This is a genomic window from Marinobacterium lacunae (assembly GCF_000705555.1).
GTDB lineage: Bacteria > Pseudomonadota > Gammaproteobacteria > Pseudomonadales > Balneatricaceae > Marinobacterium_D > Marinobacterium_D lacunae.
Genome location: NZ_JMQN01000018.1, coordinates 220,350 through 243,128 on the forward strand (window position 1 = coordinate 220,350; position 22,779 = coordinate 243,128).

A 22,779-nucleotide genomic window follows, 5' to 3' on the forward strand; every position below is an offset into this window, starting at 1 on the left:
CATCTCTCCCTCAGAATGGGAACAGCGGGCTAATAAAGAAGCGTGCCAACCAGCCCATCACGTTGGCATCGCTCACCGCACCTGTGCCGCTGTAGGTGATGCGAGCATCAGCCATTTTGGTGGACACAACAGTATTGGCCTCGTCAATATCTTGAGGACGGATCAGACCGCTGATACGGATATACTCATCCCCCTGATTTAGAGTCAGCCACTTCTCGCCCCGCACCAACAGATTGCCATTAGGGCGTACCTCATGCACGGTAACCGTGATGTTACCGCTGAGGCTGTTACTCATATCCGAGGTACCCTCGCCATCAAACTGGTTGCTGCTACTAAGCGAGGCTGACAGCGGGTTGCCCAAGACTGAAAGATCCTGACCAAAAATACTGCCGTTACCAACACTCGTACTACCGGACTTGTCCACAGAGGTAGAATTCGACTTTGAAGACTGGGTACTCTCTTCAAGCTCGACGGTAATGATGTCGCCAACCCGGTAAGCACGACCGTCTCCATACAGATTCATGGCGGTTGCAGCGTTATATATTGAACCGGTGGATGGCTGGGTATTGGGCACCGGCGTCATCTCAACCGGCGCGTAGTAAGGGTTATCAGGTTTGGGAGGCGAGTTCACGCACCCCGTCAGCACCATCGCTAACGCAAGTCCGCACGCCAGTTTCTGTAACCTCATACCCTTACCCCCGATACCTATTAAAGCTGTTGCGTAACAAACGATAGCATCTCGTCCGCGGTCGAGATTACCTTGGAATTAATCTCATAGGCTCGCTGAGTCGTAATCATGTTTACCAACTCTTCGGTGGCATTGACATTGGACCCCTCTAGCATCCCTTGCTGAAGGATACCAAGGCCATCTTCACCCGGGGTGCCAACCTGTGGTGCTCCACTGGCCGCTGTTTCCAGGAACAGGTTCTGCCCAATCGCCTCAAGCCCCTGAGGGTTTACAAAGTTTGCCAGCTCCAGCTGCCCTACCTCCCGTCCTTCGGGATTACTCGGGGTCGTAACCGATACTGTGCCATCATTAGCGACCACAAACGACTGAGTATCATCCGGCAGCGTAATACCCGGATCTACCAGATACCCCTCGGCTGTTACTAAACGACTCTCACTATCGAGATGAAATTCTCCATTGCGTGTATAGGCAATATCGCCATTAGGCTGCTGAATCTGAAAAAAGCCACTGCCGCTGATGCCAACGTCGAATGCTTGATCTGTTACCTCCAGCTGCCCCTCAGTAAACAGCTTCTGGGTTCCCACCACTCGCACACCATTGCCGACCTGTAGCCCGGACGGCAACTGCGAATCATCGGCGGTCTGAGCACCAGGCTGGCGACGCGTCTGATAAAGCAGATCTTCAAAGACTGCGCGCTCTTTCTTGTAGCCGACGGTACTAACGTTGGCCAAATTGTTCGAGATCAGTTGGAGCTGTGTATCCTGAGCGCTCAACCCTGTCTTAGCTACCTGCAAAGCACCATTCATTTAGAATTCCCCCACCCCTTAGCTCAGCTTCAGGATTTCTGTTGCAGCGGAAGAGTTCTCTTCCGCTGTCTTCATCATTTTGACCTGCATCTCAAACTGGCGTGAAAGGCTTATAATCGCCGTCATTTCACCCACCGCATTCACGTTACTGGACTCCAAATAACCTGAGCGCACATTCACAGACTGGTCCGCCTCCAGCACCTGACCATTATCTGCATGCATCAGGCCGTCCTCTCCTTTGAACAGGGGCGCGTCAGAGCGAACTGTCTTTATCTGATCGATCTGCGCAAGCTCCGAGCTCTCAGCTCCAAGCGGAAGGATGACAATGCGCCCATCGGTGGCAATCTGGATCTTTTCCGCCGGAGGAATCACCACTGGCAGACCGCCATTACCCATAACCGGCAAGCCTGTGCCTGTCACCAGTTGTCCGACGGCATTGATCTGCAGTTCTCCTCCGCGTGAATAAGCCTCTTGACCATCCGGCCCAACCACCGCAATCCAACCCTCACCATTGATAGCAACATCAAGATCACGGCCAGTCTGAATGAGTGTTGCGGCCGTAGTATCGGTTGCCGGTCGCTCACTCATGGCATAAACCCGCGATTCATATCCATCACCCAACACTCGCATGGCGCGGGCTTGTTCAAGATCGGCCTTGAAACCTGTAGTGGTAGCATTCGCGAGGTTGTTGGCGTGCACACGCTGGGCGAGCATGTTTTCTCGCGCACCGGTCATCGACACATACAACAACTTATCCATAACAGCTCCCTTCGGAAAACACTTGCCGCTTTACACGGTTAATACCATGTACAAGCAAGCCACGTGCCAGAGAACAGATATAGGATAAATAAAACGCATAAAGCAGAGCGGCGCCCAACAGGCGCCGCGTTCTATCAAGGATTTTGCTTTAGATCTGCAGAATGGTCTGCGTCACGGTGTTCATCGTTTCAAGCGTTTTGGAGTTTGCCTGGTAATCACGCTGAGCCTGTATCAACTCAACCAGCTCTGCTGACAAGTCCACGTTAGAGGCTTCCAACGCGGCTGACTTCAACGTACCGTTCAAACCCGTTCCCGGGGGGTTCAGAATAGGATCGCCTGAGTTCAGCGACGCGATCCATTGCGTACTACCCGAAGGCGTCAAACCTGCCTGATTATCAAAGGTGGCAACAGCGATAACACCTAGCGTAAGGCTCTGGCCATTACTGAACGACGCAATCATTTCACCGGTCTCAGCAAAGGTCACACCCACCAGGTCCCCTTTGGGATAACCATCCTGTTGAGATGACTTCACTATAGAGTCTGATGAATACTGAGAGGTATCACTCAGATCAAGCGTGATCTCAGTATCAGGGTCAGCCGGGTCTGCCCCCTTAATCGTCAGGCTTGGTGCCTGTCCTGACGAGCTGACGCTCTCGCCATTGACCGTTTCCAGCTTACCGGAAGTAGTATCGAAGGTAACGAGGATCGCTCCCTCCTCGGTAGCACCTTCAGCAGCACCGCTACCAGGCTCCTGAACCTTACCGATATCGAGCAGTTCTTCATCGTTCAGGTAGGCATACATACGGTAGACACCTTCATAGGAGTCGTCCCCATTCTGGCTGGTATCCGGCTCATATATACCATCACCGTTAACCGCACCCGAGAAGGGCGAGTCAGATCCTGCGGATACTGCCACCTGCAGCAGATCCGCATCAATATCCCCCTCTTCCGGCTTATAGGTAACGATCAACTGATCATTGACGTCATCGTATTCGACGCTTTCGATCTCCGGGTTCTGCTCCAGAATATCCGATGCAGCATCTTCTATCGCCTCACCAATCTCGTCAGCTGACGCATCATCCTCAAAAGAGATAGTCACCCCGCCAATGCTGAAACTGGTGCCATTGCCACCAGTAGTGGCCACAATATTCCACGCCTGTACTTCAGCACTGGAACGCTCAGACACGGTAGCTTGAATATCGTCGCCACCACTCGATACGTAGAGATCACCTGAGTCGGTGTATTGAGCTTTAAGCTCAACGGTGTAATCACCAGTCGTCGAGTTATACACGACACGGGCAATACGCGAATCCTGCTCCTGCAGCGCCTGAAGCTCAGTGCTATTGAGTTCGATGTCACCGGTTTCCGCATTAAGAGCAAATACTCCGTAGTTAGTCGGATCAGCAGCATCAAATACTTCAGGAACGGTGGCATCCAGAGTTTCAGAGCCAATTGAGTAGCCTGAAATACTAAGATCGGTAGAGTCTGTAATGGCTGCCGCATCAATCAAATGCGTTTCGATGGTGGAGTCTTGCTCTACCAGGTTATATTTGATGGTCTGCTGGTTGCCTAAGCTATCGTAGATACCCACTGTGGTGCTGAAGCTGTAGCTGGTCGAGTCGCTACGATCATACTCGTTCTCAGGTGCGTCCAGCGCCGAATCTATATTGAACGATAGATCAATACTTGTGGTGGATTTTGGCGGGCTTTCAGTCTCATTTACCTGAAGGTTTCCAACAGGCGTGAGGGAGACGGTATCCGCAGTAGGGTCAGCCACGCCGTATCCCTGCACATATTTGCCGTCTTTTGAAACGATATAACCCTCATCATCCAGCTCAAACTCACCGGCACGCGTGTAATAGAGACTGCCGTTTTCGTCTGCGAGCTGAAAGAAACCGCTACCGTCGATTGCCAGATCGAGGTTGTTGTTAGTGAATTCAATTGTGCCCGCACTGAAGTCCTGCGCAATATCACTAACGGTAACACCTGCGCCCGCAACGTTACTGGAGCCAGCACCCACTACTGCAGTGGTATATAAGTCCGCAAACTCGGTACGGGACGATTTGAAACCGGTAGTGCTAGCGTTAGCAATGTTGTTGCCAATGACATCGAGACTTGTCGATGCGGCGGATAGACCTGTTACCGCTGTGTTAAATCCTGCCATGAGCTTATCTCCCGTTTATCCGATCTGCAGTACATCGTCCATTGTGAACTGGCCGAGATCTGTGTTTATGGTCAAGCTGGAACCACTAGTACCGAGCGTTACGCTATTGACGTTTTGAGGTAAATACGCAGTAATCTCCTCGTATCCATCTCCAGTATCGGCCTCCACGACGACGGTGTAGGTACCTGCTTCATTACCGGCCCCATTCCACGTAAAGTTCTGCGTACCAGACAGTTGCGAACCCAGACTTATCTGATCTACCCGGTTACCCTCACTGTCATATACCGTGTAACGTACATCACTGGCACTAGTACTGAGCACAAAAGCCCCGTCGATAGTGCCACTGTCATCCAGTTCAGCCGTCTCCGCCTCAACAAAAATGTTCTGACCCACCAGCGAAGAGGCCTGCAACGCCTTTTGACTGGTACTCAGCGAACTGCTGAGCTCCTCCAATGAATCAGACAGGGCCATGGTCGACTCAACCTGCGTCAACGTCGCCATCTGATTCATGTATTCTGCAGTATCGGTCGGGTCCGTCGGATCCTGGTTCTGAAGCTGTGCGATCAACAGCTCCATAAACATCTCACTCGTCTCTGACGAAGAGGATGTAGAGGACGACGAGTCACTCTGATTTGCCTCGTTAATCGCTCGGTATATTGACGAGGCACTAGTTGTGTCGATGGTAGACATTCTCTGCTCCAGCTAAGCCTTTACTCGCCCAGCGTCAGCGTACGCTGCAACATCTGCTTGGCGGTATTCATGATCTCCGCATTGATCTGAAAAGAACGAGAGGCGGAGATCATATCGGCCATCTCTTCGATCACATTCACATTTGGGTAGTACACATATCCGTTTTCATCAGCCATCGGATGATTGGGCTCATACGCCATCCGCAGCGGTTCCTGACTTTCGACAATCTCGCTTACCGCAACACCCTGGCCGGGCACAAGCCCTGCATCCAATCCGGCGTAGTCCTGTGCCGTCGGAGCCTGAACGGTAAACACCGGCTTGCGTGCGCGGTAAGTGTCACCTTCGCTAGAACTGATACTGTCGGCGTTTGCCAAGTTACTGGCGGTCGTATTCAGTCGAATACTCTGGGCATTCATAGCCGAACCGGAGATACCGAAAACGTTAGACAATGACATTATTATTCGCCCTTGATTGCGCCCATTAGCCCTTTGAACTTGCTGCTTAGCATCGTGAATGAGCTTTGATAATGAATGGCATTATCCGTATAACGCGCCATCTCTTGCTGAACTTCTACCGTATTGCCGTCTACAGAAGGCTGCAGCGGTGTACGAAACATCAGATCGGCAGCAAAATCCGGCTCTATAAACTCAGAATCGTGTCCTTTCTGAGTTACTGCCATATCTTCGGAAAACAGCTCCTGCTCCCCACGAAGTATCGTATCGAAGTCGATATCCCGCGCTTTGAATCCAGGTGTATCAGCATTCGCTATGTTGTTGGCCAACACTTCAGCGCGACGAGCCCGCAAAAGCAAAGCGTCTTCGTGAATTCCTAAAGCTGAATCAAAACTGATGGCCATTTACACCCTCCTATATACTCCCAAAACAGAGCAAACTTTGTGCCATCAACTCAGAACACCTGAGTTATGCGGGATCAAAGGAACGTATCGAGATAATAGGAAGCCAAAACGGCAAACCTGTTCCGCCTAAAGCGGCAACGGGAAGGGGAATTGCCGCCTACGGCCAGGTCAGCGGCAATTTAGGAGAAACTAGATAGCCTGGTAGATAATACCGGGGCGGCAATGAATCATCTTGTAGATGTCAGACAGGCCAGAAAGCGATTCTGACGCACCGAGCAATAGGTATCCACCAGGCTTTAATTGCCGGCGCATCTTGCGGAGAATCTCAATTTTCACATCCGACGAGAAGTAGATCAGCACATTCCGGCAAAAAATGATGTCGAACTGTCCGAGCGATGCATATTGGCCAAGCAAATTGAGGTTTTGAAAGCGTACCCGGGCCTTGATTTCCGGACGTATCTGCCAACTTCCATCACCAGAGGCGACAAAGTATTTTTTCAGACGGTCCTGCGACAGACCTCGCCCCAGCGCCAGCATTTCGTACTCACCCTTCTGCGCCTGCTGCAAAATGGTGGTCGAAATATCGGTTGCCAAAATCTCCTCCCCAGCGGACAGGGCGCCCGGTGTCGTCCGCTTGAACTCGTCGATCACCATGCTGATGGAGTAGGGCTCCTGCCCACTTGAGCAGGCAGACGACCATATTCTGAGCTTCTGCCCACGGCGCTCGGACGCGTATTCAGGGAGCAGTCGCTTGGCCAGGATTTCATAGGGATGGATATCGCGAAACCACAGGGTTTCGTTGGTTGTCATCGCATCGATAACAGCATCCTTAAGCGCATTGCCTCCGGGTCGTTTCAATCGGTCAACAAGATCGCTGAGCGAGTCGCACGACTGCTCCTTCATGATTTTCCCGAGCCGACTCTGCACCAGATACTGCTTATGCTCGGCAAGCAGGATCCCGCAGCTCTGCTCCAGAAACACGCTGAACTGACGAAAGTCTTCAGCTGTAATCCGAAATCTCTGATTCACCGACCGATCCGTCACTGACTCTCACGCACCTGGCTGATTCGGTTAACGACCACCGATGCCAGATCATTTGGATTGAACTTGGCCAGGAAGCCGTCAGCCCCAACCTTTTTGACCATTGATACGTTGAAGCCGCCGCTGAGCGAGGTATGCAGTACCACATGCATGCGCTGCATGCGGGTATCCTCGCGAATCATTGCGGTCAGGGTGTAGCCATCCATCTCGGGCATCTCGATGTCGGATATCACCATCAAGAAGGATTTCTCAACGTCGACACCTTTATCAGCCATACCCCGCAACAGATCCCAAGCCTGCTTTCCGTTATTTGCAGATGTAACTTTAACCCCGAGACTTTCAAGCGAACGCTGCATCTGATTACGCGCCACTGCGGAGTCGTCCACGATAAGCACGTGATACTCATGCGCCTGCGCACGCACCGTTTTATCAGCCACTTCCTCGCTGACATCGGTCGCCATGGGGTAGAGATCGGCCAGAATCTGCTCGACATCAAGGATTTCGACCAGTTTCCCGTCAAGCTCAAAAACAGCGGTCAGATAGTTTTCGGACCCAATCTCTGCCGGCGGCGGCATGATTTGATCCCACTGGGTGTTGAAAATACGATCGACCTTGCGCACCAGGAATGCCAACGTACGCCGGTTATATTCCGCCACGATCAGGAAGCATTTGCGCTGTTCCTCTGCCGGGATAGCACGCCGGCCGATAGCTTCAGACAGATCGAGCACAGGAATAGTCTCGCCACGAATATGTGCCATCCCCTTAACCGAGGTGGTCAGTCTGGGCACCTCCGTCAACTCCGGACACTGCAGTACTTCACGTACCTTAAACACGTTGATGCCATAGCGCTGAGAGGTTTCCAGCCCGAACAGCAATAGTTCCAGCCGGTTCTGCCCCACCATCTGGGTGCGTAGGTTTACACTATCCAAGATACCTGACATGATCGCTTCAAACCCCGAGGTCAGAGTAGTATTGTCGTACCGCAAAGCCCTGCTGCTTCAGGACCCAAGCGTGAACTTTTTCAAATCGATTTCGGTGGGTGTACTGCTCGCCACCTTTCTGGTTACTCATGGCCGTACACTCCAGGCCAACGAACGGCTTAACTCTGACATAGAGATACAAGTCGAGTCGACTATTCGTCGGCATTTCGAGACTAGAGTACCAGACAGTCGCGTTAACGTAACAGTAAACCCCATAAACCGCACCCTTTCTTTAACACCCTGCGACACACCACTGCAAATTGAGCTTCCGTTCAGTACCGGCGAGCGGGTAACGGCCAAAGTAAGCTGCGCTACACCTCGTCCCTGGAGCCTGTTTGTCACCGCGAGGGTCCAGCAATTCGCATCTGTGGTCATCGCAAGACGCCCCATCAGCCGAGACAGTCGAATCGGCGGCGACGCCCTGGCTTTAAGTGAGCAGAATATCACCCGGCTCAGCGGAGGATATTACACTCGACTTCAAGACATTGTAGGAAAAAGTGCACGTATACCCATCGACAATGGCGACATCATCACCGCCCGCATGCTGGAAGCGTCTCTGGCGGTCCGCAGGGGCGACCGCGTAACGCTCGAAGTGCGCAAGGGAGCGCTCCTGATACGCACGACAGGAACAGCGCTGCAGGATGCACGACTTAACGAACAAGTTGATGTGGAAAACCAGAGCTCCGGCCGACAGGTACGTGGCACCGTTACCGCACCGGGCGTGGTGACAGTGCGGTAAAACACACCCCAACGACGCTCAACTTGGCCAGCCGACACACAAAATATTATACTGACGTAGCCCAAACACCTCGGGGCAAAAAAAATTGTACGAAACGCTAAAGTTTCGTGCACAACGACCGATACCCTTACCCGTAACAGATAAGAGGTATGTGTGATGGCAATTGATCTTCCCGGCGTCGGCTTGACCCAAACGGGTTTAACGCGCAACAACCGGGTCAACAATGAGCAGAACAACACCGCAGCTACCGGCAGCGGCGCCAGCGCTCAGCCATCGGTCAGCCCGAGCAATAGCGACACGGTCAATATCAGCGAAACGGCCATGGCTATTCAGAATGCCATTAATAATCACGCGAATGACCCCGAGGTCAACAATGATCGTGTGGCCGCTCTGAAAAGCGCTATCGACAGCGGAGAGTACAAAGTCGATGCAGATCGCGTCGCCAAGGGCATGATCGATTTTGAAGCCCTGTTCAGTTGATACTTCGTTGAAATGCGACGCACTCCAATGTCGAACCCACCCGATACCAGCAAACTCCACCCCCTCATAGAAGAGGGCGTGGAGTTGTTGTGTAAACTGGAAAGCACGCTCTTCGAAGAGCGAACCGCTCTCGAAAAACGTAGCCTAGAAGAGATACAACAACTGACCGCTTCCAAAAGCAGCCTGCTGAGCGCGATACAGGAAAACTTTTCTACACGTCACGCTCTAATGTCGGCTCAGGGAATAGAACTCTCTTCTGACGGCTGGTCCCGTTATCTCTCCACTCTCCCCACACCAAAAGCAGACGAACTTGATAGGCTCTGGAAGAGACTTTCGGAGACGCTAGAGCGGGTTCAGCAGGAAAGTCAGGTCAATCAACAGATAATTCTGCGGGGGCAGGAGAGCACGGAGCGCTTACTGAGCTTGCTGCAGGGCAAGAACCAGAAAAGCCAGCTTTATGGCAGCTCTGGCAAAAGCAATAGTTTCAGCACCCAAAACCATATCGGCAAAGCCTGACATCCATCCTGCTTTCGTCTGGAAGCAAACCCCATTTATCGCTACAATGCGCGCCGTCTCCCCATAGTTCAATGGATAGAATAAACCCCTCCTAAGGGTTAGATCCAGGTTCGAATCCTGGTGGGGAGGCCACATGTGAGACCTATCTGGCACATTACCGCATCAACCCGCCCAATGAGCCCTCAGGAATATCCTCGATTGGCCTGGACCTCATGCGCTTGAACTGCAGCAACCGATCCTGCTCAACATCTGAAGTATTGACCCTCTCGGCCAGGCGCAGGTAACGATCCACCATTTTCAACCGCTCTTCCCGACGCTCAAAACTGTCGCGAGCACTTTCCAGATAGAGCTGGGCAAGATTCAACAGGGCCGCCGGGTAACTCGGATCGTACTCGATCGCCATACCGAAGTAGCGAATAGCCTGAGCATACTTCCCTGCCATGTAGTGTTTGATACCTAAACGGTTGACCTTACTGGCCATCGCCTGATCACGCTTGGATTTACCGGTTTCAGCGCGTCGCCCCATACCCGTTTCGGGCTCAAGCATGGGAACCTTATCACCGCTGAGTATGAGATCTTCACGCGCCAGATCAATCGGCCTGTCGAGTTGCTGATTAAGCACCCGTGCCTCATTCATCAACCGGTTCGCCTCTTCGGGCTCAGCCAGATCATGCGCAACCTTACTGCGCAACAGTGCTGTACGCACTTTCAGCGCAGAGTCTCTGGGAAAGCTGAACTCCGCATTGTTCAGCAAGGTATCCAACTCGTTTCTGAGATCCAGCACTTGACGCGCCTGCGCGCCCTTCATTTCAAGCCGTCGCACATTCGCCAGTCGAAGATAGGGTTCAGGGGAGCGATAACAGCTGCGACGCCCCAACACGATCGAGCGTTTGAACGCGCCGTCCGCTATATCCAGCGCATCGGTCTGGGTCGCCACCCGCCCTAGCTCCATCTGTCTGGGAATGCCCAAGGGCGCTTTTTCAGTCGCTTCCTTCAGCGTCTCCCGAGCATCGTGCAGTTGTCCGTCCCTTTCAAGAACCTTGGCCAATAGATCGTAGGCGGCGATCAACAAGGGATGCTTCTCGATCAAAATGGTTAGCAACTCACCCGCCTCTTTAAGCCGGTCCATCAGGTAGAGCGCCCTCGCCATGATAAGGCCCGTGTCCTTATCCTCAGCCTGCCAGTAGTGTCTCTCCAGGAAATCGTAGGCCGCCTGCGTGCGCCCCAAATCAATCATGCACTGCGCCTTCAAACGTCTCGCCTGTTCGAAGCAGGGGTGAGAGCGAGGGATGTCATCACAGGCTTCAATCGCACCTTCAAGATCACCAATTTCAATCGCCTGCTCCACCGGATACAGCATCCGTTTTCGCAGGACGAGTTGATCGAGGCGCTGCTTGAGTTCATCAACAGAGAAAGGTTTGGTAATTAGCGCATCCGGACGGCTGTCAATGGCATGCAAGACCACTTCCTGAGACGCGTCCGATGTCATGAACACCCATACAGCGGTAGGTCTTATAAAGCCGCGGTATCGCGCTTCTTCTAGCAACTGCATACCGCTCACAGCATCACTGCTGTTATGACCAAGAAGAACAATGTCAAAAGACTCTACCCGCAGAGCTTCCAACACTCGCTCACTCACGGTCATTGCTCTCAGATTCTGAACACCAAGCTCACGCAGCATATAGAAGATGGTCGAACGCATGTTACCGCTACTTTCAACCAGCAGAACCTTTTTGTCGGCATACGTGATTTTTGACGGGGCCACTGATCCCTGCTCACCTACTGTTCCGGCCATTCTTGCCGGCTATCGCCTGGGATGGATGATGATCTGTTGAGTATACAGAGGGTTACGGCCAGTGAGGAAGCAAGCGTCGTGAAACACGAAAAAGAAAAAGGCACCGGTGTCGGGTGAAAACACGCGGTGCCAAAGACAGTTCTATGCTGTAAGAGCAGATTACTCGACTTCTGAAAGACACATCATGATCTAAGTCAACTCCGAGGGTATCGGTACCCTGCGATTATCACCATTATTAAAAAACGACCTGATGACCGATCAAATACGCAGGTTACGACCTATGCCTAAAGGGAGCCGGAAGACTTTTCGCTTACAATAGGCAGCAGATGGGAACAATGGAAATATAATGACAACAGCATTCGTCAGCCACCAGGACTGCGGCCTGCATAACATGGGCCCCGAGCATCCTGAGAGCCCGGTAAGGCTACACGCAATCCGCCGCGTTCTTGAACGCACAGGTCTCCTCGAGCAACTCACTCAGATGGAAGCCATGCCTGCAACAGCGGAACAGATCAAGCTTGCACACGCCGATCTGCACCAGACCCGCCTGGAGATGAAACTGCCCACCGAGGGCGTGGTGTATACCGACGAAGACACTGCACTTTGCCCTGACTCTCTGCACGCAGCCAACCTTGCCGCAGGCGGCGCTGTAATTGCTACAGAAGCCGTTCTCAACGGAACGGTGCAGAACGCATTTGTTGCAGTACGCCCACCCGGGCACCATGCCGAATACAAAACGGCCATGGGATTCTGTTTTTACAACAATGTCGCCATTGCCGCTTGCCGAGCCCTGCAACATGAGGGCATTGAGCGCGTTGCGATTCTGGATTTCGATGTTCACCACTGCAACGGCACAGTCGACATTTTTCAGAATCGGCCAGAGGTACTGGTCTGCTCAACCTTCCAGCACCCTTACTACCCTGAGCGCTACACCGAGATAGAACGGCCCAATATCATCAATTGCCCTCTGGAAGCGTTCAGCCCCCCGAGCGACTGGCGTTCCGCAATCGAACAACGGTGGTTGCCGGCGCTGCATGCGCACAAGCCCGATATGATTTTCATCTCAGCAGGCTTTGATGCACACAAGGAAGATCCCATGGCCGATCTCAATCTCGAAGAAGAGGATTACCGCTGGGTGACGGAAAAGATCATGGAAGTAGCAGACTCGTTGTGCGGCGGACGAATCGTCTCCATTCTTGAAGGCGGCTATAACCCGATAGCCCTGGCTTTCAGTGTACTGGCACACATAGAGGCGCTCTCCACCGAATGAAAAAGCGCAAACTAAAAAGGCCGCCCTATGGGCGGCCTTTTATATCGGAAGTCGATCAGCCGACGAACTTTATCATGACACCTGCTGCAACAGCAGATCCGATGACACCCGCAACGTTCGGCCCCATCGCATGCATCAACAGGAAGTTTTGAGGATTTGCCTCAAGCCCCAGCTTGTTGGATACACGCGCAGCCATCGGCACCGCCGAAACACCTGCTGAACCGATCAGCGGATTGATTGCGTTGCCACCGGCAAGCTTGTTCATAATCTTTGCCATCAGCACCCCGCACGCGGTACCGATACCGAACGCGACAACCCCCAGCACCAGAATGCCCAGCGTTTCCAAGTCCAGGAACTTGTCAGCACTCAACTTAGAGCCAACCGACAAACCCAGGAAAATGGTCACGATATTGATCAGCGCGTTCTGAGCAGTATCACTGAGTCGATCGACAACACCGCACTCACGCATCAGGTTACCAAAGCAGAACATACCCAACAGAGGCGCGGCATCCGGCAACAGTAAAGCAACCAGAATCAACAGAACCAGCGGGAAGAGGATCTTCTCGGTTTTGGATACGTGGCGCAACTGATGCATCTTGATCTTGCGCTCTGCTTCTGTGGTCAGCAAACGCATGATCGGCGGCTGAATCAGCGGCACCAGCGCCATGTACGAGTACGCTGCGACGGCTATAGCCCCCAACAGGTGAGGCGCCAGCAAGCTGGCAACATAAATCGCAGTGGGGCCATCAGCACCGCCGATAATGCCGATTGCAGCGGCATCCTGAATGCTGAAATCCATGACGCCTGTCATCGTCAGTGCAACCGCACCCATGATGGTCGCGAAGATACCGAACTGAGCGGCGGCTCCCAGGAAGAGCGTCTTCGGGTTTGCAAGCAGCGGACCGAAGTCGGTCATGGCACCTACACCCATGAAGATGATCAGCGGCGCGGCCCCCGAGGCGATGGCAACCAGATAGAAGTTATACAACATGCCATTGTTATACCCCGCATCCAGCGCGACATCTGTCGCCGCCGTATGCAGGGTATGAGAGGCCGCCTTGTAGGCATGGAGCAGTGCTTGAGGATCGGTGCTATCCACACCCAGCGCCCCCGCCAGCATGCCCAGCACTTCCGGCTTGGCAAAATGAACCGCATTCTCCACAGCCGACAAGGCAAGCCCGGCTTCAGGAATATTGGCAAGAATGCCACCGAAGCCGATTGGCACCAACAGCAGCGGTTCAAAGTTCTTGCGGATCGCAAGAAACAACAACAAAAGGCCGATCGCAATCATCAGCGCCTGCCCGGCGCTGATGTTGTAGATGCCCGATGCCGTGAATAGATTGAGTAGCTTATCCATTACTCACACCCTTTGCGGTTCAGGCCAGTGTCACCAGGGAGTCGCCCACCTGAACGGCATCGCCCTCTTTAACGTCGACAGAAACGATATGTCCGCCGCGCGCTGCACGAACTTCGGTTTCCATCTTCATCGCTTCAAGGATCACCAGCACATCACCTTCCTGAACCAGATCACCTGCACCCACCATCACCTTCCATATATTGCCAGCCAAGGGTGCCGGCACCTCTTCACCGTCACCCGCGGCAGGAGCGGGGGCAGCGGCAGGGGCTGCAGCAGCAGGCGCAACGTTGGTGATATCACCGCCTTCTGCAACCTGAACCACGTAGCTCTGGCCGTTTACAGTGATGGTGTAGACTTCCGGTCCGGATTTTTTAGGTGCAGTCATGGCTTTTGCGTCCTCAAGCGTCGGTGCAGGTTCAAAGGCGTCGGGGTTACCGCGGTTTTCCAGGAATTTGAGACCAATTTGCGGGAACAGTGCATAGGTGAGAGCATCATCGATCTCGCGCTCACCCTGCTCCAGCGCAATCCCCTTTTCTGCTGCCAGCTCTTTGAGCTCGGCAACCAGCTTGTTCATCTCAGGCTGCAGGAGATCGGCCGGGCGGCAGGTAACGGGTTCAGCACCGGCCAACACACGGTTACGCAGCTCTTCGTTAAAGGGAGCCGGCGCTGCGCCATACTCACCCTTGAGAACACCCTGAACCTCTTTGGAGATAGTCTTGTAGCGCTCGCCCATCAAAACGTTGATGACCGCCTGGGTACCAACGATTTGGGAGGTCGGCGTCACCAACGGGATGTAGCCCAGATCCTCACGGACACGGGGTATCTCGGCCAGAACTTCATCAAACTTGTCGGAAGCGCCCTGCTCTCGCAGCTGGCTTTCCATGTTGGTCAGCATGCCACCTGGCACCTGAGCGACAAGAATGCGGGAATCGGTGCCGCGAAGTGAGCCTTCGAATTTCGCATACTTTTTCCGCACTTCGCGAAAATAGTGAGCAATCTCTTCAAGCAGCAGCAGGTCCAGCCCCGTATCCCGATCAGTACCAGCCAAAGCCGCAACGACAGATTCGGTCGCCGTGTGGCCGTAAGTCATCGACATAGAGGAGATCGCGGTGTCGACACGGTCGATACCGGCCTCGACAGCCTTGAGGATGGTCATATCGGACAGACCCGCAGTCGCATGAGCGTGCAGCTGCACCTCAAGACCGGTCTGAGCCTTCAAACGTGACACGAGATCGAAAGCACCGTAAGGCGTCAGGATGCCCGACATATCCTTAATCGCGATGGAGTCCGCCCCCATGTCTTCTAGCGTCTTGGCGTACTCGACCCACATCTCGATGGTATGCACCGGGCTGGTGGTGTATGAGATAGTCCCCTGCGCATGCTTACCGGTTGCCTTCACCGCCTTGATCGCGGTTTCCAGGTTGCGCGGATCGTTCATCGCATCAAAGATACGGAACACATCGATACCGCTGACGGCGGCGCGCTCAACAAACTTCTCCACCACGTCATCGGCATAATGGCGGTAGCCCAGCAGGTTCTGTCCACGCAGCAGCATCTGCTGACGGGTGTTGGGCATCGCAGCCTTAAGCTCGCGAATGCGTGTCCAGGGATCCTCACCCAGGTAACGGATGCAGGAATCGAAGGTCGCCCCCCCCCAGCTTTCAAGGGACCAGTAACCGACCTTGTCGAGTTTTTCGGCGATCGGCAACATATCGTCGAGTCGCAGTCGAGTCGCAAACAGGGACTGATGCGCATCTCGTAGCACGACGTCGGTTATACCTAATGCTTTCTTTGCGTCGGACATGGGATTGGCCTTATCTCAATCTCGTTTATGATTATGGGCGCTGCTTATGAGCGGTATTTATGGACGGCGGCAGTCATCACGGCGATCAATTCGTCGTTTTTGGCGCCTGCGCCTGCACTCTGCACCTTGGGGTTGGATTTAGAGCGCTGGGGTTTAGGCTCAGAGGCCGGCGCATACTTGTTCACCAGCTTGGACATGACACCGGTACTGAATACCAGCAGCGTCAAAAAGACAAAGACGAAACCCATACCGAAGACCATCAAGTTAAGGCCTTCTGATAGCAGATTATCCATCTATGGGTGCTCCTGTTCGTTACTTAACCCTGTCGCCCGTCTGCGACTTTTGATCACATGGATTGCACTTTTTAGGCAACCTCAATGACAGGCAGATGAACCGGCTCGTCGGTAACCCATTGTCAAACAAGTAAACCAACGCAACCGAGCGAGCTATTCTGCCCATATAGAGTAGGGAAAAGCAAGATTGTCGACATTATGTAATTTTTTTACAAAAATCGACGAATATAAAACCTTATCAGGCCGATAGAAAAGGCCTTGAAGCACACATAAAAAAGCCGCTCATTTCTGAGCGGCCGGTCGGTAGACACCGATATTCTCATATCCCTTTTCAGCTAGATGCTGGGCATGCATCTGACTCATAACGCCTTTTTCGCAGTAGAGCAGGTACTGCCGCTTCGAATCGAGCCCAACGATATCCTGTTCCAACTTATAAAACGGGATCTTCATAATCTCACATCCAGGCATATTCAGAGGCTTTCTTTCCTCTTCATGAGGCGCCCGAATATCGACGATCACCTGATTTGCATCAACCCTGGTAAGCGCCTCAATCTCAGAACTGATATTCTGATTTTCCACGATTTCATCGATGCTGATCACTTCCGCAGACTCCAGGGCCCGATCAAGCACATCGAAGTCGAATCCCTGCTCTTCACGCTCGACCCGATCACGCTTGGCCGCTGTGGTCGGCTTGTCGGAAATAACACCGCAAAACTCCGGCATGGCACTGGCGAACTCAAAAGCACCAATCTCGCGTGTGTAATCGATGATATCCGGCTTATCCATGGTCACCAGAGGGCGTAGAACCAAATGCTCGGCCACACTGTCGATCAATGCCAGGTTAGGCAGGGTTTGACTTGAAACCTGCGCAATACTCTCACCGGTCACCAGTGCGGGAATATTCATACGATCCGCGACGCGATCGGCTGCACGCATCATCATGCGCTTGAGCACCACACCCATATGCGAACGGTCGATACTCTGCAGAATTTCACCGACCACCTCTTCGAACGGCACGGTTATAAACTTGACCCGCGCCGACGAGCCGTAACGACGCCAGAGATACAGTGAGACCTGCTTGACGCCAATTTCATGGGCATAACCGCCGAGGTTAAAGAAAAGAAAGTGCGTTTTGCAGCCGCGACGCATGGTCATCCAGGATGCAACTATCGAGTCAAAGCCACCCGAGATCAGCGACAGCACAGGCTCCTGCGTCCCGAGAGGGTAACCGCCAAGGCCTTTGTGGATACGGGTAATAATAAAGAGCCAATCATCCCTGACTTCAAGATCGACCCAAACTTCAGGCTTATGTACATCGACGCCGGCGGCCTCGGTATGCTGTCGCAAACCGCCACCCACATAGCGCTCAAGCTCGACAGAGGTAAACTCGTGCTTTCCAGAGCGGCGCACACGTACCTTAAACGTTTTGCCCTTGATTCGCTCAGCGTATGCCTCTCGGGTCAATTCATACACTTGATGAAAATCACCCAACGGATATTGCTCAACTTCCAGAAAGGCCTGGATACCTGGAATACGGCTCAGCGCATCGACCAGGGCATCGCGGACCTCGCCGACATTCTCGACAGCCTCATGATCAAAAGCCGCTTCCAGCTTGTCCCAGAAACTGCTGACCTTAACGCTCGGCTCGATACGCGCCAGGATAATCTGAATGTTGTTTTGCAGACGCGCGATCAAGCGCTTGCGAACGGGGCGACTCTTGATCGTAATCTCAGGGAAAAGCTTGATTATGAATTTCATGGGCGCTGTTATGCGGGGGAATAAGTGGCGCGCCCGAGAGGATTCGAACCTCTGACCGCCTGGTTCGTAGCCAGGTACTCTATCCAGCTGAGCTACGGGCGCATGCCTGAAATCGGAATGATCAAAGAGATGGCGCGCCCGAGAGGATTCGAACCTCTGACCGCCTGGTTCGTAGCCAGGTACTCTATCCAGCTGAGCTACGGGCGCACACTTTAAAGATCTTACCGTCGTTGTCGTAAATGGCGCGCCCGAGAGGATTCGAACCTCTGACCGCCTGGTTCGTAGCCAGGTACTCTATCCAGCTGAGCTACGGGCGCTAAATGGCGGTGAGAGAGGGATTCGAACCCTCGATACCCAGGAGGTATACACCCTTAGCAGGGGTGCGCCTTCAGCCACTCGGCCATCTCACCTTGACAACGGCGCGTATACTACAAGACTGATTTTCAAAATAAAAGCATTAATTTGAAAATCTTAGTCTTCGTTCTCCTGGCCACTCTTTTCACGCTGAATACGCTGGTAAATCTCTTCGCGATGTACTGAAACATCCTTGGGTGCGTTTACACCGATACGAACCTGATTACCCTTGACACCCAGCACAGTTACGGTGACGTCGTCACCAACCATCAGAGTTTCGCCAACACGGCGGGTAAGAATCAGCATGGGTGGATCTCCTCAATTACATCCTTTAGGGGCGCTGACCTTTGATACAACTAAACTACACCATAGCAGCACCTTCATGAAAATCCCAACTGTCACAAAAGTCAAGTAAATATAGTGTTAAGTTGTTGCCTGACACATACAGAGTATGTGCCAGAGTCAGCTTATTCGCAGACGGTTTCGCCCTTATCCAGGTTGAATGCCGTGTGCAGAGCACGTACCGCAAGCTCCATGTATTTCTCCGCGATCACCACGGAAACCTTGATCTCCGACGTGGAAATCATCTGGATATTGATGTTCTCGGCGGCGAGCGCATCGAACATTTTGCTGGCCACGCCTGCATGGGAGCGCATACCTACACCCACGATTGAAACCTTGGCGATCTTGCTGTTGCCTGAACAGCCTCGTGCACCCAGCTCAGTCACGACCTGCTCAAGTATGTTCTGGGCACGCTCGAAGTCATTACGGTGAACCGTGAACGTGAAGTCAGTCGTCTGATCCGCACTGACGTTTTGAACGATCATGTCCACTTCAATGTTTTCGCGACTGATCGGCCCCAGAATACGGGAAGCCACACCCGGGATATCGGGCACGCCCATCACCGTCAGTTTAGCCTCATCGCGGTTGAACGCTATGCCGGAGATAATGGGTTTTTCCACAGTTTCATCATCCTCTATCGTAATCAGGGTACCAGGGCCATCCTGGAAGCTGGACAGAACGCGCAACGGCACGTGATATTTGCCAGCAAACTCTACTGAACGTATCTGCAACACCTTGGAGCCAAGGCTTGCCATCTCCAGCATCTCTTCAAACGTAATCTTGTCCAGGCGCTGTGCGCCGGCGACCACGCGCGGATCGGTCGTGTAGACACCGTCTACATCGGTATAGATCTGGCACTCATCGGCTTTTAACGCTGCCGCCAGCGCCACGCCGGTGGTGTCGGAGCCACCCCGCCCGAGCGTGGTGATATTGCCGTGATCATCTACGCCCTGGAACCCGGCAACGATAACCACCCGACCGGCTTCCAGGTCCGCACGCATACGCGTCGTTTCTATGTCCTGAATACGCGCCTTGGTATGAGCGCTATCTGTCAGTATACGAACCTGGCCGCCGGTGTACGACCGCGCGTCTACACCACGCTTCTTCAGCGCCATCGCCAACAAGGCGATAGTCACCTGCTCCCCGGTGGACACCAGCACATCCATCTCACGCTTGTCCGGATGCTCCTGAATCTCGTTCGCCAGACCGATCAAACGGTTGGTCTCGCCACTCATAGCCGATACGACAACGACTATGTCATCACCGCGTTCGCGAAAACCTTTCACCTTCTCGGCCACAGCCTCGATACGCTCCACCGAGCCTACCGACGTGCCACCATACTTTTGAACGTATAACGCCATTTTTGAGTGTTTCCCTCGCTACACGCTGCGCAGGGGCCGGTTCGATCTCTCTCGAACGACCCCGCAGCAGGACGCCCCCATGACGGAGGCACTGATCCGCCTATTTAGAGCGCCTGAGCCACCAGAGCCTGAACAGATGCCAACGCCTCCGGCATCGCCGCCAGATCGGAGCCGCCACCCTGTGCCATATCCGGACGACCACCGCCTTTGCCGCCCAGCTTAGCAGCCAGCTCACGCACCAGATCACCGGCCTTGACGCGGTCGGTCAGATCCTTGGTTACACCGGCGGCTACGCTGACCTTGTCGTCCTGCGCAGTCATCAGTACGACAACACCACTGCCCAACTTGTTCTTAAGCTGGTCGATACTGTCACGCAGCGACTTCGCCTCGACGCCGTCGAGCTGAGCCGCCAGCACTTTTACACCCGAGACTTCAACGACCTGGCTGATCAGATCTCCACTCGCGGCCGATGCCAGCTTAGCTGTCAGACGCTCAATCTCTTTCTCGAGCTGACGGTTACGATCGCTCAACCCTTTGACTTTCTCGACAACCGAGTCACGCGTGCCTTTCACCAGAGCCGACAGATCACCCACTACGGCCTCACTGTCGCGGAACCAGCGCAGGGCTCCCTCACCCGTGACCGCCTCGATACGGCGAACGCCAGCCGCGATACCGCTCTCGGATACAATCTTCATCAGTGCAATATCGCCGGTACGAGAGGCATGCGTACCACCACAGAGTTCGATGGAGAAGCCATCCCCCATGGTCAGAACACGTACGACATCTTCGTATTTCTCACCGAACAGTGCTGCCGCGCCTTTCGCCTTGGCTTCATCGATCGGCATGATCTCGGTCTGCACCGGACTATTGGCGCGCACCTGTGCGTTTACGATATCCTCGACCCGCTGGATCTCTTCAGCCGTCATACCCTCAAAATGAGAGAAGTCGAAACGCAGACGCTCGGCATCCACCAGAGAGCCTTTCTGCTGCACATGGCTGCCCAACACTTCGCGAAGCGCAGCATGCAACAGGTGCGTCGCAGAATGGTTGAGCGCAGTCGCACGGCGCTTAGCAACATCGATCTGGGTCGATACGCTGTCACCGATCTCAAGAACACCTTCGGAGACCTGCCCTTGATGCAAGTGGACCTTGCCCTCCTTGGTGCATCCGGTAACCGCAAAAGCGCCGCGATCCCAACGAATGACACCCGTATCGCCCACCTGGCCACCGGATTCCGCGTAGAAGGATGTGTTCTTAAGAACGACAATGCCTTTCTCGCCGGCAGATAGTTGCTTGACCGCCTCACCTTCGCGGAACAGACCCACCACCTCGGTGCGATCTTCAAATGCCTCGTAACCGGAAAAACGCGTCTCGCCTTCGACCTTGATGCGTGCGTTGTAATCGACGGAGAACTGGCCGGACGCGCGCGCGCGCTGCCGCTGCTGCTCCATCTCCTGTTCGAAACCGTCCATATCCAGACTAAGCTCGTGCTCACGCGCCACATCGGCAGTAAGGTCGACCGGGAACCCGTAGGTATCGTAGAGACGGAATACGGTTTCACCTGAGATAACCTTGCCATCCAGATCCGCAATCGCCTGCTCAAGCAGCGCCATACCGTTATCCAGCGTACGGGCGAACTGCTCCTCCTCTTTGAGGATCACGCGCTCAACCTGGCCCTGGAGCTCTACCAATTCGGGGTAGGCTTCGCCCATCTCTTTTACCAGCGGAGCTACAAGCTTATGGAAGAACGCCCCCTTGGCGCCAAGCTTGTTGCCGTGGCGAACAGCTCGACGCAGAATACGGCGCAATACATATCCGCGACCTTCGTTGGAGGGCAGGACACCATCCACGATCAGGAACGCACAAGAACGGATGTGGTCGGCGATAACACGCAGCGATTTAGCCGTCGTATCCTGTACATTCAACTCTGCCGCGGCAGCATTGAGCAGGTTCTGGAACAGGTCAATCTCGTAGTTGCTATGCACGTTCTGCATAACGGCCGCAATACGCTCCAGGCCCATTCCGGTATCGATTGACGGCGCCTCAAGCGGCGTCATCTCACCATCAGCCGAGCGGTTGTACTGCATGAATACGATATTCCAGATCTCGATGTAACGATCGCCGTCGTCATCCGGGCTACCCGGAGGTCCACCGGCCACATCCGGCCCGTGATCGTAAAAAATTTCCGAACAGGGGCCACAGGGACCGGTGTCGCCCATGGCCCAGAAGTTGTCTTCATCCAGTTTGGAGAAACGTTCGGGATCGGCGCCGATCTCTTCCTTCCAGATCTTCTCCGCCTCATCATCGCTGTGATGAACCGTAACCCACAGCTTCTCTTTCGGCAGTCCCAGAACTTCGGTCAGGAATGTCCATGCGAAACGGATGGCATCCCGCTTGAAATAGTCTCCGAAGCTGAAGTTACCCAGCATTTCGAAAAAAGTGTGGTGACGTGCGGTGTAACCGACGTTTTCCAGGTCGTTATGCTTGCCACCGGCGCGCACGCAGCGCTGAGACGTGGTCGCCCGGCTATAGTTGCGCTTATCGGTACCCAGGAAGACATCCTTGAACTGAACCATGCCGGCGTTAGTAAACAGCAGGGTCGCGTCGTTGCCCGGGATCAGCGGACTGGACGGGACGATCTCATGCCCCTGGTCGTGAAAATAGTCCAGAAAAGCCTGGCGAATCTCGGCACTCGTCATGTATTTCATCTGAATAAACCGTTTTCC

At 53.8% G+C, this 22,779-nt stretch carries 21 protein-coding genes and 5 tRNA genes; 5 read left to right on the forward strand and 21 right to left on the reverse strand.

What is annotated here, in order from left to right; all coding sequences use genetic code 11:
• Nucleotides 1-10: 10 nt before the first annotated feature.
• The 9 genes from flgH to ADIMK_RS07880 form a co-directional block, all read right to left on the reverse strand.
• On the reverse strand, nucleotides 11-688 hold the full coding sequence (gene flgH / locus ADIMK_RS07840) for a flagellar basal body L-ring protein FlgH (RefSeq protein WP_036185920.1): 678 nt from the start codon (nucleotides 686-688) through the stop codon (nucleotides 11-13).
• Between the two features lie 20 nt (nucleotides 689-708).
• On the reverse strand, nucleotides 709-1,494 hold the full coding sequence (gene flgG, locus ADIMK_RS07845; protein ID WP_036185921.1) for a flagellar basal-body rod protein FlgG: 786 nt from the start codon (nucleotides 1,492-1,494) through the stop codon (nucleotides 709-711).
• Between the two features lie 18 nt (nucleotides 1,495-1,512).
• Entirely contained in the window at nucleotides 1,513-2,253 is a 741-nt protein-coding gene (flgF, locus tag ADIMK_RS07850; RefSeq protein WP_036185922.1) for a flagellar basal-body rod protein FlgF, read from the reverse strand.
• A gap of 148 nt (nucleotides 2,254-2,401) precedes the next feature.
• Nucleotides 2,402-4,417 carry a flagellar hook-basal body complex protein gene (locus ADIMK_RS07855; RefSeq protein ID WP_036185923.1) on the reverse strand — a complete coding sequence of 672 codons (2,016 nt, stop codon included), beginning with the start codon at nucleotides 4,415-4,417 and terminating at the stop codon, nucleotides 2,402-2,404.
• 15 nt (nucleotides 4,418-4,432) lie between these two features.
• A complete protein-coding gene (locus ADIMK_RS07860) occupies nucleotides 4,433-5,107 on the reverse strand; it encodes a flagellar hook assembly protein FlgD (protein WP_036185924.1) in 675 nt (224 codons plus the stop codon).
• Between the two features lie 20 nt (nucleotides 5,108-5,127).
• Complete coding sequence (gene flgC / locus ADIMK_RS07865) at nucleotides 5,128-5,562, reverse strand: flagellar basal body rod protein FlgC (RefSeq protein WP_036185925.1); 435 nt, start codon at nucleotides 5,560-5,562, stop codon at nucleotides 5,128-5,130.
• A 2-nt stretch (nucleotides 5,563-5,564) separates the two neighbouring features.
• Nucleotides 5,565-5,963, reverse strand: coding sequence for a flagellar basal body rod protein FlgB (gene flgB, locus ADIMK_RS07870; protein ID WP_036185926.1), 399 nt, complete (start codon nucleotides 5,961-5,963; stop codon nucleotides 5,565-5,567).
• Nucleotides 5,964-6,152: 189 nt separating this feature from the next.
• Nucleotides 6,153-6,992 (reverse strand): CheR family methyltransferase, encoded by an 840-nt coding sequence (locus ADIMK_RS07875; RefSeq protein ID WP_081849714.1) that lies wholly within the window; start codon nucleotides 6,990-6,992, stop codon nucleotides 6,153-6,155.
• 11 nt (nucleotides 6,993-7,003) lie between these two features.
• The gene (locus ADIMK_RS07880; RefSeq protein WP_036185927.1) at nucleotides 7,004-7,945 is read right to left on the reverse strand and encodes a chemotaxis protein CheV; all 942 of its coding nucleotides are present in this window, start codon (nucleotides 7,943-7,945) and stop codon (nucleotides 7,004-7,006) included.
• Between ADIMK_RS07880 and flgA the strand changes: the two genes are divergently transcribed.
• The 4 genes from flgA to ADIMK_RS07900 all read left to right on the forward strand — a co-directional run bounded on the left by flgA (nucleotide 7,944) and on the right by ADIMK_RS07900 (nucleotide 9,851).
• Complete coding sequence (gene flgA / locus ADIMK_RS07885; RefSeq protein ID WP_036185928.1) at nucleotides 7,944-8,723, forward strand: flagellar basal body P-ring formation chaperone FlgA; 780 nt, start codon at nucleotides 7,944-7,946, stop codon at nucleotides 8,721-8,723. The two genes, ADIMK_RS07880 and flgA, sit on opposite strands and share 2 nt — an antisense overlap.
• Nucleotides 8,724-8,879: 156 nt before the next feature.
• Nucleotides 8,880-9,203, forward strand: coding sequence for a flagellar biosynthesis anti-sigma factor FlgM (gene flgM, locus ADIMK_RS07890; protein ID WP_051692687.1), 324 nt, complete (start codon nucleotides 8,880-8,882; stop codon nucleotides 9,201-9,203).
• Between the two features lie 27 nt (nucleotides 9,204-9,230).
• Nucleotides 9,231-9,719 (forward strand): flagella synthesis protein FlgN, encoded by a 489-nt coding sequence (locus ADIMK_RS07895; protein ID WP_036185930.1) that lies wholly within the window; start codon nucleotides 9,231-9,233, stop codon nucleotides 9,717-9,719.
• Nucleotides 9,720-9,776: 57 nt separating this feature from the next.
• Nucleotides 9,777-9,851 (forward strand) — tRNA-Arg (locus ADIMK_RS07900).
• 22 nt (nucleotides 9,852-9,873) lie between these two features.
• Here the strand turns inward: ADIMK_RS07900 and ADIMK_RS07905 are convergent.
• A complete protein-coding gene (locus tag ADIMK_RS07905) occupies nucleotides 9,874-11,484 on the reverse strand; it encodes a tetratricopeptide repeat protein (RefSeq protein WP_036186244.1) in 1,611 nt (536 codons plus the stop codon).
• 376 nt (nucleotides 11,485-11,860) lie between these two features.
• On the opposite strand from ADIMK_RS07905, the gene ADIMK_RS07910 reads away from it, so the two are divergent.
• Nucleotides 11,861-12,784: a histone deacetylase family protein gene (locus ADIMK_RS07910; protein ID WP_036185933.1), complete on the forward strand. Its 924-nt coding sequence runs from the start codon at nucleotides 11,861-11,863 to the stop codon at nucleotides 12,782-12,784.
• Nucleotides 12,785-12,839: 55 nt separating this feature from the next.
• On the opposite strand, the gene ADIMK_RS07915 is transcribed toward ADIMK_RS07910, so the two are convergent.
• The 11 genes from ADIMK_RS07915 to alaS form a co-directional block, all read right to left on the reverse strand.
• Complete coding sequence (locus ADIMK_RS07915; RefSeq protein ID WP_036185938.1) at nucleotides 12,840-14,141, reverse strand: sodium ion-translocating decarboxylase subunit beta; 1,302 nt, start codon at nucleotides 14,139-14,141, stop codon at nucleotides 12,840-12,842.
• A 19-nt stretch (nucleotides 14,142-14,160) separates the two neighbouring features.
• Nucleotides 14,161-15,945 carry a sodium-extruding oxaloacetate decarboxylase subunit alpha gene (gene oadA / locus ADIMK_RS07920; protein WP_036185944.1) on the reverse strand — a complete coding sequence of 595 codons (1,785 nt, stop codon included), beginning with the start codon at nucleotides 15,943-15,945 and terminating at the stop codon, nucleotides 14,161-14,163.
• A 44-nt stretch (nucleotides 15,946-15,989) separates the two neighbouring features.
• Nucleotides 15,990-16,238 (reverse strand): OadG family protein, encoded by a 249-nt coding sequence (locus ADIMK_RS07925; protein ID WP_036185945.1) that lies wholly within the window; start codon nucleotides 16,236-16,238, stop codon nucleotides 15,990-15,992.
• 282 nt (nucleotides 16,239-16,520) lie between these two features.
• Entirely contained in the window at nucleotides 16,521-17,996 is a 1,476-nt protein-coding gene (gene thiI / locus ADIMK_RS07930; protein ID WP_036185946.1) for a tRNA uracil 4-sulfurtransferase ThiI, read from the reverse strand.
• A 25-nt stretch (nucleotides 17,997-18,021) separates the two neighbouring features.
• Nucleotides 18,022-18,098, reverse strand: a tRNA-Arg gene (locus ADIMK_RS07935).
• Nucleotides 18,099-18,126: 28 nt separating this feature from the next.
• A tRNA-Arg gene (locus ADIMK_RS07940) sits at nucleotides 18,127-18,203 on the reverse strand.
• A gap of 33 nt (nucleotides 18,204-18,236) precedes the next feature.
• Nucleotides 18,237-18,313, reverse strand: a tRNA-Arg gene (locus tag ADIMK_RS07945).
• A 4-nt stretch (nucleotides 18,314-18,317) separates the two neighbouring features.
• Nucleotides 18,318-18,406 (reverse strand) — tRNA-Ser (locus ADIMK_RS07950).
• Nucleotides 18,407-18,467: 61 nt separating this feature from the next.
• Nucleotides 18,468-18,656, reverse strand: coding sequence for a carbon storage regulator CsrA (csrA, locus tag ADIMK_RS07955; protein ID WP_036185947.1), 189 nt, complete (start codon nucleotides 18,654-18,656; stop codon nucleotides 18,468-18,470).
• A gap of 161 nt (nucleotides 18,657-18,817) precedes the next feature.
• Nucleotides 18,818-20,053 carry an aspartate kinase gene (locus ADIMK_RS07960; protein WP_036185948.1) on the reverse strand — a complete coding sequence of 412 codons (1,236 nt, stop codon included), beginning with the start codon at nucleotides 20,051-20,053 and terminating at the stop codon, nucleotides 18,818-18,820.
• 104 nt (nucleotides 20,054-20,157) lie between these two features.
• Nucleotides 20,158-22,752 carry an alanine--tRNA ligase gene (gene alaS / locus ADIMK_RS07965; RefSeq protein ID WP_036186254.1) on the reverse strand — a complete coding sequence of 865 codons (2,595 nt, stop codon included), beginning with the start codon at nucleotides 22,750-22,752 and terminating at the stop codon, nucleotides 20,158-20,160.
• Between the last annotated feature and the right edge of the window lie 27 nt (nucleotides 22,753-22,779).

Excerpts from the sequence above, each read along its gene's own strand:
- ADIMK_RS07910 (WP_036185933.1), top strand. The coding sequence starts at position 11,861 with ATGACAACAGCATTCGTCAGCCACCAGGACTGCGGCCTGCATAACATG.
- csrA (WP_036185947.1), bottom strand. The coding sequence starts at position 18,656 with ATGCTGATTCTTACCCGCCGTGTTGGCGAAACTCTGATGGTTGGTGAC.
- thiI (WP_036185946.1), bottom strand. The coding sequence starts at position 17,996 with ATGAAATTCATAATCAAGCTTTTCCCTGAGATTACGATCAAGAGTCGC.
- oadA (WP_036185944.1), bottom strand. The coding sequence starts at position 15,945 with ATGTCCGACGCAAAGAAAGCATTAGGTATAACCGACGTCGTGCTACGA.
- flgM (WP_051692687.1), top strand. The coding sequence starts at position 8,880 with ATGGCAATTGATCTTCCCGGCGTCGGCTTGACCCAAACGGGTTTAACG.
- ADIMK_RS07915 (WP_036185938.1), bottom strand. The coding sequence starts at position 14,141 with ATGGATAAGCTACTCAATCTATTCACGGCATCGGGCATCTACAACATC.
- flgC (WP_036185925.1), bottom strand. The coding sequence starts at position 5,562 with ATGTCATTGTCTAACGTTTTCGGTATCTCCGGTTCGGCTATGAATGCC.
- ADIMK_RS07855 (WP_036185923.1), bottom strand. The coding sequence starts at position 4,417 with ATGGCAGGATTTAACACAGCGGTAACAGGTCTATCCGCCGCATCGACA.
- alaS (WP_036186254.1), bottom strand. The coding sequence starts at position 22,752 with ATGACGAGTGCCGAGATTCGCCAGGCTTTTCTGGACTATTTTCACGAC.
- ADIMK_RS07880 (WP_036185927.1), bottom strand. The coding sequence starts at position 7,945 with ATGTCAGGTATCTTGGATAGTGTAAACCTACGCACCCAGATGGTGGGG.
- flgF (WP_036185922.1), bottom strand. The coding sequence starts at position 2,253 with ATGGATAAGTTGTTGTATGTGTCGATGACCGGTGCGCGAGAAAACATG.
- flgB (WP_036185926.1), bottom strand. The coding sequence starts at position 5,963 with ATGGCCATCAGTTTTGATTCAGCTTTAGGAATTCACGAAGACGCTTTG.
- ADIMK_RS07895 (WP_036185930.1), top strand. The coding sequence starts at position 9,231 with ATGTCGAACCCACCCGATACCAGCAAACTCCACCCCCTCATAGAAGAG.
- ADIMK_RS07925 (WP_036185945.1), bottom strand. The coding sequence starts at position 16,238 with ATGGATAATCTGCTATCAGAAGGCCTTAACTTGATGGTCTTCGGTATG.
- ADIMK_RS07960 (WP_036185948.1), bottom strand. The coding sequence starts at position 20,053 with ATGGCGTTATACGTTCAAAAGTATGGTGGCACGTCGGTAGGCTCGGTG.
- flgA (WP_036185928.1), top strand. The coding sequence starts at position 7,944 with ATGATCGCTTCAAACCCCGAGGTCAGAGTAGTATTGTCGTACCGCAAA.
- ADIMK_RS07860 (WP_036185924.1), bottom strand. The coding sequence starts at position 5,107 with ATGTCTACCATCGACACAACTAGTGCCTCGTCAATATACCGAGCGATT.
- flgH (WP_036185920.1), bottom strand. The coding sequence starts at position 688 with ATGAGGTTACAGAAACTGGCGTGCGGACTTGCGTTAGCGATGGTGCTG.
- flgG (WP_036185921.1), bottom strand. The coding sequence starts at position 1,494 with ATGAATGGTGCTTTGCAGGTAGCTAAGACAGGGTTGAGCGCTCAGGAT.